The 15,304-nt window shown below is 50.2% G+C and carries 14 protein-coding genes; 12 read left to right on the top strand and 2 right to left on the bottom strand.

Annotation, left to right across the window (positions count from 1 at the left end):
• The first annotated feature begins 2 nt into the window (after positions 1 to 2).
• From HP567_RS25885 to HP567_RS25875, 3 genes are all read left to right on the top strand, one after another.
• Positions 3 to 533, top strand: a complete 531-nt coding sequence (locus HP567_RS25885; protein WP_173610172.1) for a MarR family winged helix-turn-helix transcriptional regulator — start codon at positions 3 to 5, stop codon at positions 531 to 533.
• Between the two features lie 103 nt (positions 534 to 636).
• Positions 637 to 1,071, top strand: a complete 435-nt coding sequence (locus tag HP567_RS25880; protein WP_229088145.1) for a hypothetical protein — start codon at positions 637 to 639, stop codon at positions 1,069 to 1,071.
• 19 nt (positions 1,072 to 1,090) lie between these two features.
• Positions 1,091 to 1,945, top strand: coding sequence for an SDR family oxidoreductase (locus HP567_RS25875; protein WP_173610173.1), 855 nt, complete (start codon positions 1,091 to 1,093; stop codon positions 1,943 to 1,945).
• Here the strand turns inward: HP567_RS25875 and HP567_RS25870 are convergent.
• Complete coding sequence (locus HP567_RS25870; protein ID WP_173610174.1) at positions 1,942 to 4,533, bottom strand: LuxR C-terminal-related transcriptional regulator; 2,592 nt, start codon at positions 4,531 to 4,533, stop codon at positions 1,942 to 1,944. The genes HP567_RS25875 and HP567_RS25870 overlap by 4 nt on opposite strands.
• Positions 4,534 to 4,771: 238 nt before the next feature.
• On the opposite strand from HP567_RS25870, the gene HP567_RS25865 reads away from it, so the two are divergent.
• Both HP567_RS25865 and HP567_RS25860 read left to right on the top strand, forming a co-directional pair.
• The gene (locus tag HP567_RS25865) at positions 4,772 to 5,836 is read left to right on the top strand and encodes a CapA family protein (protein ID WP_173610175.1); all 1,065 of its coding nucleotides are present in this window, start codon (positions 4,772 to 4,774) and stop codon (positions 5,834 to 5,836) included.
• Positions 5,837 to 5,933: 97 nt separating this feature from the next.
• Positions 5,934 to 6,320, top strand: a complete 387-nt coding sequence (locus HP567_RS25860) for a VOC family protein (protein ID WP_173610176.1) — start codon at positions 5,934 to 5,936, stop codon at positions 6,318 to 6,320.
• 507 nt (positions 6,321 to 6,827) lie between these two features.
• Here HP567_RS25860 and HP567_RS25855 read toward each other — a convergent pair.
• Positions 6,828 to 7,199: a hypothetical protein gene (locus HP567_RS25855; RefSeq protein ID WP_173610177.1), complete on the bottom strand. Its 372-nt coding sequence runs from the start codon at positions 7,197 to 7,199 to the stop codon at positions 6,828 to 6,830.
• 117 nt (positions 7,200 to 7,316) lie between these two features.
• Here HP567_RS25855 and HP567_RS25850 point away from each other — a divergent pair, with 117 nt between their 5' ends.
• The 7 genes from HP567_RS25850 to HP567_RS25820 all read left to right on the top strand — a co-directional run bounded on the left by HP567_RS25850 (position 7,317) and on the right by HP567_RS25820 (position 15,081).
• Entirely contained in the window at positions 7,317 to 7,973 is a 657-nt protein-coding gene (locus HP567_RS25850; RefSeq protein ID WP_173610178.1) for a TetR/AcrR family transcriptional regulator, read from the top strand.
• 13 nt (positions 7,974 to 7,986) lie between these two features.
• The gene (locus HP567_RS25845) at positions 7,987 to 8,931 is read left to right on the top strand and encodes a phosphotransferase family protein (protein WP_173610179.1); all 945 of its coding nucleotides are present in this window, start codon (positions 7,987 to 7,989) and stop codon (positions 8,929 to 8,931) included.
• A gap of 165 nt (positions 8,932 to 9,096) precedes the next feature.
• On the top strand, positions 9,097 to 10,845 hold the full coding sequence (locus tag HP567_RS25840) for an ABC transporter substrate-binding protein (RefSeq protein WP_173610180.1): 1,749 nt from the start codon (positions 9,097 to 9,099) through the stop codon (positions 10,843 to 10,845).
• 86 nt (positions 10,846 to 10,931) lie between these two features.
• Positions 10,932 to 11,888, top strand: a complete 957-nt coding sequence (locus HP567_RS25835; RefSeq protein WP_173610181.1) for an ABC transporter permease — start codon at positions 10,932 to 10,934, stop codon at positions 11,886 to 11,888.
• An 11-nt stretch (positions 11,889 to 11,899) separates the two neighbouring features.
• Complete coding sequence (gene opp4C / locus HP567_RS25830) at positions 11,900 to 12,826, top strand: oligopeptide ABC transporter permease (RefSeq protein WP_173610182.1); 927 nt, start codon at positions 11,900 to 11,902, stop codon at positions 12,824 to 12,826.
• 313 nt (positions 12,827 to 13,139) lie between these two features.
• Entirely contained in the window at positions 13,140 to 14,126 is a 987-nt protein-coding gene (locus tag HP567_RS25825) for an ABC transporter ATP-binding protein (protein ID WP_173610183.1), read from the top strand.
• Entirely contained in the window at positions 14,116 to 15,081 is a 966-nt protein-coding gene (locus HP567_RS25820) for an ABC transporter ATP-binding protein (RefSeq protein ID WP_304502565.1), read from the top strand. Before HP567_RS25825 ends, HP567_RS25820 begins: the two co-directional genes overlap by 11 nt.
• The last annotated feature ends 223 nt before the right edge of the window (positions 15,082 to 15,304 follow it).

Below are 15,304 nucleotides of genomic sequence, written 5' to 3'. Positions count from 1 at the left end.
CCATGACAAACCATTTAAACGGAAGAAAACAAGAAGACGCGATCCCATCGCTAATTCAATCTCAGCGCCAGATTGATCGGTATGGTCTCGATGTTGATGCACAAGCTGTACTCGTCGCCGCCAGGCTGATGGAGGCAGGAGCCAAGCTTGGGCATGCGGCCGAAATGCATTTTGCCAGATTCGGCTTATCAACGGGACGATATCGGTTATTGGCAGACCTTGAAGATAACGGAGGGGAAGTACTGCCGTCACAATTGGCAGAGCACCTGGGGGTAACACGCGCTACTGTTACCGGTCTGATCGACATCCTCGAGCGCGATGGCCTAGTCTCACGACGAGCGAGCGCAAAAGATGGCAGGCAAAAATCAGTCATTTTAACGGAGCTCGGAGCTAGCAAGCTGCGTGAAATGGCGCCTGAGCACTTTGCGAGGTTGGAAGCGATGGTCGGATTGCTCAATACCGAGGAGCGCAGTGTGTTTCTCGACCTGCTGGGCCGCGTGACACAAGGCATCTCGGCACTGACAGAAGGATAGCAAGCAGCAGGCAGTAAAACGGGCTAGGCAACTAGCCCATTTTCATCCTTATATAGTTAGGTTCCTAATTATTTTTTGAAACAGGGGAAAGGAGGTGAAAAACATGCGTAATCCTGCAAAATCGGGGTTTGTTTTATGGAGAGAGGTAATCATGGCTTATTTGTCTCCTGCGATCATGGCGAGTATTGGAGGATGGATTACCGCTGACAATGGGTTGCAAATAGGTGCATTCACCACGATTGGCGGAACATCCGCATTCATTGCCGCGCTCCTTGGACGATGGTTACAGAGCCGTGGTGTACATAAGAGCTGGGTCACCCGCACGCCTCATTTTGCGCTGGTAGCGGTTATGGGGATGACAATGGCAGTGATCGGTCTACTGGCAGCATGGCTAACAACGGAGTTACTCGTCATCTTTGCTCCCGGTGAAGCGTTGGCTTGGCTAAGTCGTGTCTGGATCGACTTCCCGCTATCAGCGATAATCGCCAGTACGTTAATCACATGGCGGTGGCGTAGTAGCAATCATAAAATGGAATGAATGACGGAGGAGATAGAATATGATCGTAGTCATGGGAGCGACAGGAACCATAGGGAGTGCACTTTTGAAACGATTGATAGAGATCGGTGTCCCAACTCGGGCATTGAGCAGAACGCCAGAAAAACTTCAGATGCGAATGGGAGATACGGTGGAAGTCGCAGCAGCGGAAGCTTCTGACCCTGAATCGTTGCGCCGGGCGTTTGCAGGTGCGAATCAGCTCTTCCTTTCCCTTTCGAACAGTCCCAATCAGGTCGAGCTGGAAACAGCGATCATTCGCATAGCAGTTGAGGCTGGAATCCAACACGTTGTGAAAATATCCAGTCCAGCCTACGACGAAAAGGCGCCAGTCGCCGTAGCGGGATGGCACCAGGAAATCGAGAGAGTTTTATCAGAATCGGGTATAAAAAGTACTGTATTGCGACCGTACGCCTTTATGCAGAATCTACTCCGTTTCGCACCGACGATCCAGTCGCAACATGTTTTCTTCGGCACGATGGGCGAAACTGCCTGCAATTTTATCGATTGCCGGGATATCGCCGATGTTGCTGCAAAGGCATTGACCCATCCTGAAAAGGCAGGTCGTGTCTACACACTGACAGGTTCTGAAGTTTTTAGCTACCCGCAAATGGCGAGCAAGCTGTCCGAGCTGCTCGACCGCCCGATTATGTACATCAACAAGGATAGCGAAGCACTCCGGCGTGATCTGATGGAGTACGGAAACATGCCGGAGTGGCTCGCCAGTCATGTCGTTGAAATTCAAGCTATGTCAGTAGCGATCCCGGAAAAGCCGACAGATGACGTATGGCGTGTCCTCGGCAGAGAACCTCGCAAGCTGGACGCTTTTCTCCATGAACATATCGAAAAGTTTCGTTAATCAACAGAGCTATTTTCTAGCAGCGAAATTTCCTGGGCTTTCAGAAGAGCTTGCGTGCGATTGGTGACACCTAGCTTGCCATATATCCGATGCAAATACACCTTGACCGTCCCAAGCGTATTCCCTAGCTCATCGGCAATCTTCTTGTTGGATGCTCCTTTGGCCAGCATGGAAAGGATGATGATTTCTTTTCCGGTTAGCGGCTCGATCAAAGGAGCCTTTCTTTTCTCCATTTTCTTAGGGAAAAGGGATAGCAGTTGATTGACATACGCAGCCGATACGGACGGACCTGGCTGTTGGGATCGTTTTTTCAAGCGAAGCTGGTAATCGTGCAGGAGGTGAGACATCGCGGTACCTTCGTCCAGAAAGCTTCGGACGTAGCAGTTGTTTCCGCCAATCAAGAGTGCCTCGTGGAGGAAAGCCAGCGCTTCTTTTTTGTTGCCACATTGCTGGTGGGCGAGCGCTTGCAGAATGGCGATGTCTACCTGACTGATCAATAGCTCCTCGCGAATACTGGATGGCTTTAGGATCGCTAAAATACGCAAGGCTTCCTGTTCCTGCTGCTGGGCGAGCAGCAGACGGACATAGGTCAAAACCTCTAATTCTCTCTGAATGCTAGGCTGATTCAAAATGGAAGGAGGAAGCTTGGACAATTCCATTTTCGCCAAAGCGATGTCCCCTTCTTGAATCGCGATGTGTGCGAGAAAGGCTTGTAATGGGTTTATCCAATACGAAGCACCCCAGCTTGCAACTGTCTCCCGTGTCTCTGAAATGATTTTTCGAGCCGCAACAAAATTCCCCTCCACTAGCTTGTGCTTGGAGTATGTCAGCGCATAGGGGACGAGCAGGCCAGGTATTTGCTTTTGCAGTGCGACCAAACGAACGCGTTGAAGATGATCGAGGCTTTCTTCCAGCCTGTTTTCCTCATACAGCCCCTCCGCCAATGCTTGAACGACATACAGATTGATCAAGGAATCCTTCCAGCCATGTGCTTCGAGTATGTCGGAGAACTGCTTGCCAACAGCCTCTGTCTGATCGGACAGCATCCCTTTTAAGCCGAATCGCGTACGCCGAATAAAGGGCTCAGTCGTGTTGTAATTAAAATGGTAAAACAACGGGCTCTCTGGCAGCACGCTTAACTGCGATGAACTGGCAATCCAGCTCTCAAAATCTCCGGTTGCAAACACTAGATTCGCTCGCACAAAAAACAGCCCGCTCAAAAACTGTTGATGCTCCGTCGAGTCTTCCAAGTTCGCAGCGCTTTTCTCCAATTGGGTGAGGGCAAGCTCTGCCCGATCCGTATAACCGCAAGCAACCAAGAGGAACACATAAATCAGGCGAAAAAGTGGTGAGAAATGGTTCGTGTGATCAGGGATGCTGTCCAGCGTTCTAAGAAAGCTGGAAAATTCGCCTCGTTGGAGCAATACCGGAATATGTTGGGCAAGGTAGCTTACAGCCAGCATGTAATCGGCAGCGGCAATCGCATGATCGATCGCTTCGTCCATCATTCCACGATCCGCATAGCTCTCACTGGCTCGCCGGTGCAACTCACGTGCTTCTCCGGGAGCTGTTTGCTCCAATTGACTGCGCAAAAAATCGGCAAACAAGTGATGATACCGATACCATGTCCCGTAATCATCCAGCGGAATTAAAAAAATGTTTTGACGGTGCAAGCGGGTCAGCATTTGTTGGCACTGGGGCAGGCTGGTCAGAGCGTGGCACACGTGAGCGTCCATTCTCGCCAGCACAGAGGTTTTGAGCAAGAAGCTGCGCTCCTCTTCCGGAAGGCGCATGATCACTTCATGAAACAAATACTCCGAAATATTCCGATGAGACCCAGTAAATCCGGCAAAAAATTGATCGTGATTCTCCGTATTCACGAGTGAAATGGCTGCGAGCTGCAAACCGGCGACCCAGCCCTCCGTACTTTTCACCAGCTGTTCTATTTGTGTTTCGGTCAGTGGTAAATCGTGAACCTGCCGGTAAAAGCTGTCCGTCTCTTGATGGCTGAAAAGGAACTGTCCCGCCTCAATGTGACATACTTCATGGCGTACGGTCCATTTGGCTGTAGGAAAAGGCAGCGTGTTGCGACTGGCGATGTACAGATGGACGTGGCTCGGGACATATTCCAAAAAATAAGCAAGACTGTTGTGAATCGTCTCATCCGAGATCACATGATAGTCATCGAGAATGATAGCAAGGGGCTGTGTCGTAGCAGCGATTTCATTGAGCAGACAATCGATGAAGGTAAAGATCGAGGTATGACTGGTTGCCTTCATGGCTGGTTCCATTCGCTCGGAGAGTTCAGCGAAGCCAGATTCAGACAGCGTAAATACGATGTATCTCCAAAAGCGAATCAGGTCATTATCCATCTCATCGAGTGAGAGCCATACGGTGGAACCGCCGTACTGATGAGCCCATTGACTGAGCAGGGTCGTCTTTCCGTAACCGGCTGGGGCGTATAGTGTGGTTAGTCTGCATTGTAGACCAGCGTCCATTTTTTGCAGCAGTCGGCTCCTATGAACGCTATTCGGCCGAACGGCGGGCATTGCTGTTTTGGTTTTCAGCATAATGGAATGATGGAGCATATTTGTACCGTCCTATGTATTAGAATCTAATGTAACCATTATACTTGTTATCGGCAATAATCGACATTTGGAAAAAGAAGGAATATTTTGACTCGAGGAGCAGGCCCCAAACCGTCATCTTTTGCGTGCCCGTCACTTTTCGGCGAGAATTTTCCACAGAAGCCAGACATGCTTCAACAGGCTTCACATCCCGCGGCTTCTAGAATGGAAGCAAAAAAGAAAAGTGGGCGAAAGAGGGATGAAGATTGGACGATGGAAACACGCTGTAATCGTGCTAACTGCAGTGATGCTCTGTGTTGCGATGGGAACAGAATCTGGCGTCGTCCAGGCGAACGGCGCAGGGGATGTGCAGGACCAGGATTCCATTCAGGTAGCGTTTGTCGGGGATATGATTTTGGATAAGAGTGTCGGGAATCAGATCGGTCGTCACGGCGTAGATTATCCGTTTCAAAAAACAGCGGATTTTCTCAAGCAGGCAGACCTGACAATTGGCAATCTGGAGACACCAGTCAGTACGCGTGGACGTCCAGAGAAAAAGGAATATACTTATCGTGCGAAGCCAGAGTCGTTGAAGGGGCTCGTGAACGCTGGCTTCGACGTGGTCAACCTGGCAAATAATCATTCGCTGGATTATGGAATGGACGCGCTCTTTGACACAATGGAGCATCTGAAAAAGGCAAAGATCGGTTACGTGGGGGCAGGGAAGAACGAGGAAGAAGCATACACTCCCTATATCCAAACAATCAAGGGAAAACGCGTGGCAGTCATCGGGATCAGCCGAGTCCTTCCAAATGAGCGTTGGTATGCGCGAAAAAACAAGCCAGGTCTGGCACATGCCTACTCGTATGAGCCGATGCTGTCCCATGTAAAAAAGGCAGTGGCGGAGTCAGATATTACAATTGCGGTCATGCACTGGAATCGGGAATATAAGGATTACCCAGAACCATATGCGCGTGAGATGGCGAAAAAGCTGATCGACAGCGGTGTGGATGCCATTGTCGGGTCGCACAGCCATTCGATTATGGGCGTTGAGTTTTATAAAAAGGCGCCGATCTACTACAGCGTAGGGAATTTTGTGTTTACCACCTCGCGCAATCCGAAAGGTCGGGAAGCCATGATGGTCCAACTGACGTTTACAAAAGACGGGAGCAAGAGCCGCGTGATCCCGGTGAAGCTCACGAATGGTCAGCCTGCTCCGATGGACGAGAAAAACAAACAGCGGATCATCGACAAGCTCAACCGCATTTCCTATGGGGCGAGTATATCCGAAAAAGGGGAGGTAACCGAGTCTAAGCCTCAATAGCGAGTCGCCGCATCATTTCTCTGCGTGTGAAACTAGTGGTTATGCATATTTGAGGAACGGGAAGAATGGAGATGTATAGCATCACGAAAAGGAGTGATTGTCAGTGCAAGCTATCACTACGTTTTTCATGTTCCACGGACAGGCGGAAGAAGCGATGAAGTTTTACACTTCTATTTTTGATCGCTCCGAAATCAAGCAGATCATGCATCACGAGAATGGACAAGTCCTGCACGCCACCTTCACCTTAAAAGACCAAACCTTCATGTGTATCGACAATACGAACGGTGACTATCATGCCTTTACTCCGGCGATTTCGTTGTTTGTGGACTGCGATACAGAGGAAGAGGTTGACAGGGTTTTTGGACAGCTTTCCTCGGATGGACAAGTACTCATGCCGCTTGGACAATATCCGTTCAGTGAAAAGTTCGGATGGGTTCAAGATCGTTACGGAATATCATGGCAGATTCATTTACCGAAAAGATGATATCTGTAAAGCCGGTACACCTCTTGGTACCGGCTTTTTTCGTTTTTATGAAGTAGCTGTAGTGGGAGGAAGAAGCGAATTTCCAGTCTACGCTTCGGCCTACGCTCTGCAAGGGGTATCACTGTCCGCTTCGGAACGCGCTTCAAACCTGAAAACACGCAGGCGTTTTTGTATGTAATAAAAGCTGAAATTACCCGCCATTTTTTCCTACGCTGGGGCGGGCTCCAGAGGCGCTTGGACTGGAAATTTGCTTCTTCCGGCGTAGCTATTCGTTAAATCGTTGAAAGTGGTTCTAAGATGTTTTATTTTCAACCGAATTTTCTTTTAGAAGCTTCCGTGCGTTAACTTGAAAAACGTTTTAAGCACACGAAGGAATCCACTGCTGTTCGAAAGTCCTGTCACATGTTTGGAAGGAGACCGCCCGAACGTAGAGAGGATATAGGCGACTGGAAAACATGTGGCAGGGCTTCTCCCGACCACAACAGATGGAATATAGTGTCTTTTTGTCTACATCGTCATCAACTGACGAAAACTACGACGATAGCTCCACAACAAATACACTTCCAATATCGCGACCATCAGTCCCATAGCGAGCATATCGGAATCGACAAACAGGTGGAACGTCAAGATGTTGACAGCAAGAGGAGCGGTGGCGGTTAGAGCCAGTGGGACGAAGCGGTTGGTCAGGAACAGCAATCCACAGATGATTTCGACGGTTTTGACCAAAACGAGCAGGTACCCTTGCAAAAGCTTCATGGCAGCAGGACTGGTTGGAAAGATAGGCTCGAATCCAAACAAGACCATGTACCCATTCACACCTGCTCCAAGCAAAATCACTCCGAGGATAATACGGGCGAATACGGGCAAAATCCGTGTCATCAGGCATCACTTCCTTGTGGTGGAATAGGGATGATGAAGTCTTCGAGGAAAGTATAACTCCGCTTTGACCACCTGGTCAATAAGCGTTATGATAGGAAAAAGAAGAACGGAGAGAAGGTGACGGACATACAAGGAATTTGGCAGGACGAAAATTTGGAGCCGAACAAGCGAAAGCTGTTGGATGCGGCCCTTGTTGAATTTTCCGTGAAAGGCTATGAACGAGGCTCCACCAATCAAATCGTGCAGAACGCAGGCGTATCAAAGGGGATGCTGTTCCACTTTTTCGGGAGTAAAAAGGGACTGTTCCTAGCGATTGTCGATGCTTGTATTGAACGTTTTTTTGCCTCTATACAAGCACGAATGGAAGCAGCGCCGCAGGACTTTTTTGCGCGATTTCTTCACGTCCATCAAGCGAAAATGGCGCTCTTTGCCGAGGAACCAGCTATTTATCAAATGGCAGTTGCGACCTTTTTCGATTATCCCGAGGAATGCCGGGCTGAGATCGAGGACAGAGAGGCCCAGTTCAATGCGCGATATCTTCCCTTGTTTTTGGATCATGTCGATACATCAATGATCAAAGTGCAGTTCGATCCACAGAAGGCGCTACATTTTTTGCTGTCGGCTGTAGAGGCATTGACGCAAAAGTATGTCCGCGAAAACTACGAAGCCAGCGACAAAGGCTTTGCACATATCCAATCCTTTTTTGCGGAATTAGAATCGTATATGGAAATGATGAAAGTAGGGCTGTACAAACAATCAGACAGTGGAGCATAAAGGGGGTAAAGCAATGGATGAGAAATGGACACGCCTGGTACATAACATGCACCCTTCAGCCAAGCTCCTTCGTGCATGGGAGCTAAAAGGGGGGATTTCTGCACAGGTCACCGCGCTTGAAATGGAGGCCCCTGACGGCAAAAAGAAAAAAGTAGTCGTCCGCGAGCACGGTCAGGCTGACCGCAAGCGCAACCCGCAGATCGCATCGGATGAATTCAAACTTTTGCAAATTCTAAAGTCCGCTGGCTTGCCGACTCCAACGCCTTATCATCTCGAAGCATCTAGCGAGATTTTTCCCACACCGTGCCTGGTCATCGAATTCATAGAAGGCCAGACAGTCACCAATCCAGCCGACTTGTTCAGCTATTTACAGCAAGTAGCTGAGGTACTGGCTCGCATCCATTCGATAGAAGCTTCTAGGCTGGCAGGCACTTATTTGCCGAAACAAGAAGAAGCGCTAACAGAAAAGCTCCACAAAAGACCTGCGATTCTGGACAAATCATTGGATGAAGGACTCATTCGCGAAGTGCTGGAGTCCGTTTGGCCGCTGCCCCAAGCGAATGCAGCATCACTTTTGCATGGCGATTTCTGGCCGGGAAATACGATGTGGAAGGAAGAAAAACTGGCTGCTGTCATCGATTGGGAAGACGCTGCGATCGGCGACCCCTTGTCTGATCTCGGCAATGCCAGACTGGAGATTTTGTGGGCATTTGGCGTGGAGGCTATGAATGATTTTACCCTTCACTATCAATCTGCCAGCAAGACACTCGATTACACCCAGCTTCCGTATTGGGATTTGTGTGCCGCACTGCGGCCAGCTTCGAATCTATCTGATTGGGGATTGGAAAAAAGGATAGAGAAAACCATGCGTGAGCGACATGCTCTATTCGTGATGCAGGCGTGTGAAAAACTAGGCATTCCGTATAACCGACATGCAACTAACTTGAGCCTCGAATAATCGGGGCTTTTTTTGTTTGGAAAAAAATGTTGACTTGATCAGGTGTAGATACCTATAATCTAATTCATAGTAAACAGGTAAGAATTATAAGGTATATTTTTTGATCCGACCGGACCACCGGAGGAGCTGGTTTCACTGAGTGAGTGGATATGAAGGAGGATCACCATGAAAAAAAGGCTTTCGCAAATCATTTCAACTTTGCTGCTAGGGACGCTACTGGTCACAGGTTGCAGTTCCGAGGGCAGTGCGCCGGCTACCTCGACACAAACGGCGACTCCGTCGACAGAAGCATCAGCACCTGCTGCCAGCAAGGTGCAAGACATAAAAGACGGCATCAATTTGGCTACGGATTTATCCAAGCTGCCGGAAGCAGCCGCCAAGAGGACCGATACCTTCATTGCTGGCCTGACGGAGCCAGGCGGCGTGTTTAACCCGTTTTTTTACCACAACGGCTACGATGGCAACGTCACCTCAGCGATTTTCGAATCACTGGTCGATGTCGATGCGACAGGAAAGCCAGTACCCAAGCTCGCGGAAAAATGGGACGTATCTCCTGACCAGCTCACGTATACATTCCACCTGAGACCGAATCTGAAATTCAGCGATGGTTCACCGCTGACGGCAGAGGATGTAGCCTTTACACTGACGATTCTGCACGACAAAACGTACGACGGCGAAACGGATATTTTCGTAGCAAGTATCAAGGGTGGTCGTGAATACAAGGAAGGCAAAGCGAACACGATCGAAGGGATCAAGGTGATTGATCCACAGACGATCCAGATCACGACGGAGAAAGTGAACGCCAAGTCTCTCGTCCTGTTAGGCGGGCAGGTGCTCTCCAAGGCGTACTACGGCAAGGAGTACAAACCAGGCGATCTGGAGTATCTCCGCACCTTGCACGGCAAGCCATTGGGAGCTGGACCTTACAAATTTGAGGCGTACATTCCTGGTCAAGAAGTCCGCTATCTCGCAAACGAGCACTATTACGCGGGCAAGCCGCAAGTCGAGCATTTTATCTACAAGACGACAGAGGGCGACGCTCTGCAGTTTATCCAGACAGGGGAAATGGATTACAACTCTTTTACCGTCAACTCGGATAATATTGAGCAGTTGCAAGAGCTGGGATACGTGAATATCAATCTGTACACCTCCAGTGCCTATTCGTACATCAAGTTCAATCATTCCAAGCCCTTTTTTAAAGACAAGCGCGTCCGCCAAGCCTTCATCTACGGACTGGATCGCCAAAAGATTCTGGACCTGACCTATCAAGGCTACGCGCAAGTCGCCAACGTACCGATTAGCCCTGTTTCGTGGGCCTATACGGAGGATGTCAATCCGTACGCCTACAATCCGGAAAAGGCGAAGCAGCTCCTGGATGAAGCGGGCTGGAAGCCGGGCGCCGATGGTATCCGCGAGAAAGACGGACAAAAGCTGATCGTGCATTACTACACGACAAAAGGAAAGCTGGGAGAAGTTCTGATCCCGATTGCCAAAGAAAACTACAAAGAGCTGGGCATCCAGTTTGAAGCAGAAATGATGGACTACAACGCCGTTTTGGCACGGACGGAAAAAGGCGATCACGACCTCGCTTCGTTCTCGACCACGATGCTGATCGATCCAGATGACGGTGTAGACGCCTTCTCCACGAAAAAGGGCAAGAGCGGATTTACCGGAACGAACGGCTACTCCAATGCCAAAGTAGACGAATTGCTGGAAGCAGGTCTATCTACGCTGGACATCGAGAAGCGCAAAGCAATCTACAAAGACCTGTACAAAGAGTTGAGCGATGACCCACCATACATCTTCCTCGGCTACCGCAAAATTTTGTCTGCGCACAACGGCAAGATCAAGGGCTTGGAACCGAATCCGTTCACCGGTATTTCGACCAGCCTGCCTGGTATCAGAATTGAGTAACAGGTTCGAGTAACTGATTTACGAATGTTGTGCCCGGCCCTGGGGCTGGGCTTTCTTTTTTCCCCAAGCATGAAAGGAGGCCAACGATGACGTCCTACTTCCTGAAAAGGGTCTTTTACATGGCGTTGACTCTCTTCGGCGCATCCATTTTGATTTTTTTCCTGTATGCCCTAACGCCAGGTGATTTCGTCGATACGAGTCCCAAGCTGACAGCCGAACGAAAGCTGGAGCTGAAAGCGATGTACGGGCTGGATAAGCCTATCGTCGAACGGTATTTCATTTGGATGAAAAACGCCCTACAAGGCGATTTTGGTTACTCTCTGCAATACCAGCAGCCGGTGATGTCGCTGTTGAACGATTACATCTGGAATTCGTTTTTACTGGCGATTACCTCCACTTTTTTTACGTGGGTAATCGCGATCTCAATCGGAGTTCTGTCAGCTGCAAGGCAGCATTCCTGGTTCGATGCGCTCGTGACGATCGGTGTTTTTGCTGCGATGTCGCTGCCTGTCTTTTTCGTTGGACTGCTGTTTATCAAGTTGTTTGCCGTCGACGCCAAGCTGTTTCCCGCAGGGGGCATGATGATGATCGGCAGCAAGGAAACAGGGCTCGCCTATGCGTGGGACGTGGTTCAGCATATGTTTTTGCCTGTGACTGTTTTGACTTTGCTGAGCGTGGGGACGCTGACTCGCTATTTCCGCACGAATATGCTGGAGGTCATCCAACAAGACTTCGTGCGTACGGCTCGGGCAAAAGGGCTGAAGGAAAAAGTCGTCCTGCACAAGCACGCGCTGCGCAATGCGCTCCTGCCCGCCATTACACTGTTAGGCTTTGAGCTGCCAGCATTGTTCGGTGGGGCGATCATCACGGAAAAAATATTTAACTGGCCCGGTGTCGGACAGTTGTACATGCAGGCGTTTTCTGTACGGGACTACCCGCTTTTGATGGGCTTTACGATGTTCCTGGCGATTCTCACCGTCATCGGAAACTTATCTGCTGATTTGCTGTACAGAGTGGCTGACCCGCGGGTTCGGTTGAAATAGGAGGGAAAACGATGGCATCAACGGTAAGTGAAGTAGCGGAGGTGACGAGACCGGAGCAGGTAGCGTTGCGTTCGTCCTTGTGGCACGAGGCGTTTTTGCGATTGAAAAAGAAGCGTCTGGCCATGGTTGGACTTGTGTTTTTACTCGTCATGGCAGTGATGTGTTTCATCGGTCCGTTTTTTTCTCCGTACGCCTCCGGCAAGATCAATACGGCCATGATCAACAAGCCGCCGAGCTTCGCCCATTGGCTTGGGACGGACAGTTTGGGCAGAGACATTTTGACGCGGTTGATGCAGGCTGGCCGAATCTCATTGACAGTCGGCATCGCCTCTATGGTGCTCTCCGTTTCCATTGGCGCCCTTCTTGGTGCGCTGGCTGGCTTTTACCGCGGGTGGGTCGATCAAGTAATCATGCGTGTAGCAGACGTGCTTATGACCATTCCTGGTCTGCCGCTCTTGTTTATTATGGGCGCAGTCCTCTCCGAGTGGAAAATCCCGACCGACTACCGCATTTACATCGTCATGGTCATGCTGAGTTTGATCGGCTGGCCCGGCTTGGCGCGAATGGTCCGCAGCCAGATGCTCACCCTGCGTGAAAGTGAATTCATGCAAGCAGCAGAAGTCCTCGGTCTGCGCGACAGACGCAAGCTATTCTTCCATTTGCTGCCCAATCTCACACCGCTCTTGATTGTCGTTGCCACCTTGAATGTCGGTGGTGCGATCCTGAGCGAATCCGTATTATCGTACTTCGGCCTGGGAGTCGTCCCGCCAACGCCGACATGGGGCAACATGATGGATGCGGCAAATACCTTGATCGATTTTCAGAAAAGACCGTGGCTGTGGGTTCCTCCTGGAATTGCTATTTTTGCTACTGTCATCTCGATTAATTTGCTAGGGGATGGACTGCGGGATGCTTTGGACCCGAAGCAGAAGCGTTGAGGGGTTCTTTTGAATTGTTTTTACCTTCTTGAACTTACTTTCAAGAGGATAGCTAAAGCAGCGCAAGGGGAAGTGATTTCCAGTCCAAGCGCCTCTGGAGCCCGCCCCAGCGTAGGAAAAAATGGCGGGGAATTTCAGCTTCACTTATGGACTACTTCCCCGAAACTTCAACGTTTGAAGCGCTCCCGCCATTTTTTTCGAAGCGGACAGTCATGACCCCATTGCGGGGCGTAGGCCGAAGCGTAGACTGGAAATCACTTCTCCCTCTCCACTACAGCTCCTTCAAATACACGAAAAGGCAGGTGAGCCAAGCATGAATGCTCTAGTCGAAATCCAAAATCTAAGCACCAACTTCAAGTCCGAACAAGGCGTGGTCAAAGCAGTCGATGCCCTCGATCTGCGCATCTATGAAGGAGAGACCGTATGCATCGTAGGCGAGTCAGGCTGCGGCAAAAGCGCGGCAGCCATGTCATTGATGGGACTAATCCCAGAGGCGGTAGGCAGTATCGTTTCGGGTGAGATATGGTTTGCAGGCCGTGACCTGCGAAAAGTCAGCAAAGAAGAAATGCGCAAGCTCCGCGGCAATGAGCTGGCCATGATTTTTCAGGAGCCGATGTCGTCACTCAATCCCGTACTGACCATCGGTGAGCAGATCATGGAGCCGATCATGGAGCATCAGGGATTAAGCAAAAAAGCAGCCCAAGCGCGAGCCATCGAGCTGATCGAGCTGGTCGGAATCCCCCGGGCAAAAGAAATCGCCAAATCGTACCCCCATGAATTGAGCGGTGGCATGCTGCAGCGCATTATGATTGCCATTGCAATATCCTGCAATCCCCGCCTGCTGATCGCCGATGAGCCGACGACTGCTTTGGATGTGACCATTCAGGCGCAAATCCTCGATCTGCTGCGCAAAATCAAGGACGAAGCCCAAACTGCGATTCTTTTTATCACGCACGATCTGGGGGTCGTAGCGGAAATGGCCGATCATGTCGTCGTGATGTACGCAGGGAAAGTGGTAGAGGTGTCTCCTGTCGTCGAGCTGTTCGAGGAGCCGAAGCACCCGTATACACAAGGCTTGCTTCGCTCCAAGCCTGTGCTGAATCAACGCAGAGCCAAGCTGTATTCCATCCCTGGTCAAGTACCAAATCCGACGACGCTCGGTGAATCGTGCTATTTTCTTGACCGATGCGATCAATGCTTGAACATTTGCCGGGTGAAGCAGCCACCTTTGCGTGATGGGGGAGACGGCAGAAAGGTCGCGTGCTGGCTGTATGAGGAGGAGATCGCCCGTGGACAGTAATTTGCTGGAAGTGTGCCGATTAAAAAAATATTACCCGATTACCGGAGGGCTTTTAGGCAGGACGATCGGCCATGTGAAAGCGGTGGATGACGTCAGCTTTTCCATCCAAAAAGGAGAGACGTTCGGATTGGTCGGTGAATCCGGCAGCGGGAAAAGCACGACAGGTCGCACGATCTTGCGCCTTTTGGAAAAAACAGAGGGAGAAGTCCGTTTCCAGGGTATCGATGTGCACGCTTTGAATCGCCAAGAGCTCCGAGCTTTGCGCCCCCGGATGCAATATATTTTTCAAGACCCGTACAGCTCGTTGAATCCAAGAGTCCGAATCGGAGAAGCACTGGGTGAAGCGCTGCTTGATCACGGGCTGCTCCCACAAGCGGAGGTCAGAGAAAGAGTCTTAGAGGTCATGGCTTTATGTGGATTGGCATCGTATCATGTCGATCGGTATCCGCATGAATTCTCGGGTGGTCAACGTCAACGGATCGGTATCGCACGGGCCATTATGATGAACCCTGATTTTATCGTCGCGGATGAGCCAGTATCTGCTCTGGATGTGTCAATCCAAGCGCAAATCATCAATTTGTTCGCAGAGTTGCAGGAGCAAAGGAAGCTGACGTACTTATTTATTTCGCATGATTTGAGCGTCGTGGAGCATCTGTGCACGAGGATTGGGGTCATGTATTTGGGGTCATTGCTGGAGCTGGCACCTCGGGATGAATTGTTTTTGGAGCCGCTCCATCCGTACACCAAAGCATTGCTCTCCTCTGTGCCGCTTCCGATCCCAAAGAAGAAGCGCGAACGCATCGTCCTGCAGGGAGACATGCCAAGTCCAGCGAATCCTCCGGCAGGGTGCAAATTCCACACGCGCTGCCCGTATGTGAAAGACATTTGCCGACAGGAAGTGCCTGCTTTCCGCGAAGTCAGTACCGACAGATTTGTCGCCTGTCACTTGGTGTAACGGGAAACAATGGAGGGAATGAAGAATTACGCGGGGCATTGACCGATGACAGAATTGTATGGTAATATTTTCATATAAGAGTAAATGCATCGGTTTTTATGTGATTAGCTGATCGGTCGACCGAAAGCTCCCGCGAGGACAAAGACAACCAAGCTGTCTAGTTGCGCAGGGAGCTTTTCGTCAATCGAAGGAAAATGAGGTGAGAGAAGCCTCTTGATGCCCA

The sequence above is a fragment of the Brevibacillus sp. M2.1A genome (assembly GCF_013284355.2).
Lineage (GTDB): Bacteria > Bacillota > Bacilli > Brevibacillales > Brevibacillaceae > Brevibacillus.
This window is presented reverse-complemented; position numbering and strand designations above follow the sequence as displayed.

Excerpts from the sequence above, each read along its gene's own strand:
- HP567_RS25885 (WP_173610172.1), top strand. The coding sequence starts at position 3 with ATGACAAACCATTTAAACGGAAGAAAACAAGAAGACGCGATCCCATCG.
- HP567_RS25880 (WP_229088145.1), top strand. The coding sequence starts at position 637 with ATGCGTAATCCTGCAAAATCGGGGTTTGTTTTATGGAGAGAGGTAATC.
- HP567_RS25875 (WP_173610173.1), top strand. The coding sequence starts at position 1,091 with ATGATCGTAGTCATGGGAGCGACAGGAACCATAGGGAGTGCACTTTTG.
- HP567_RS25870 (WP_173610174.1), bottom strand. The coding sequence starts at position 4,533 with ATGCTCCATCATTCCATTATGCTGAAAACCAAAACAGCAATGCCCGCC.
- HP567_RS25865 (WP_173610175.1), top strand. The coding sequence starts at position 4,772 with ATGAAGATTGGACGATGGAAACACGCTGTAATCGTGCTAACTGCAGTG.
- HP567_RS25855 (WP_173610177.1), bottom strand. The coding sequence starts at position 7,199 with ATGACACGGATTTTGCCCGTATTCGCCCGTATTATCCTCGGAGTGATT.
- HP567_RS25845 (WP_173610179.1), top strand. The coding sequence starts at position 7,987 with ATGGATGAGAAATGGACACGCCTGGTACATAACATGCACCCTTCAGCC.
- HP567_RS25840 (WP_173610180.1), top strand. The coding sequence starts at position 9,097 with ATGAAAAAAAGGCTTTCGCAAATCATTTCAACTTTGCTGCTAGGGACG.
- HP567_RS25835 (WP_173610181.1), top strand. The coding sequence starts at position 10,932 with ATGACGTCCTACTTCCTGAAAAGGGTCTTTTACATGGCGTTGACTCTC.
- opp4C (WP_173610182.1), top strand. The coding sequence starts at position 11,900 with ATGGCATCAACGGTAAGTGAAGTAGCGGAGGTGACGAGACCGGAGCAG.
- HP567_RS25825 (WP_173610183.1), top strand. The coding sequence starts at position 13,140 with ATGAATGCTCTAGTCGAAATCCAAAATCTAAGCACCAACTTCAAGTCC.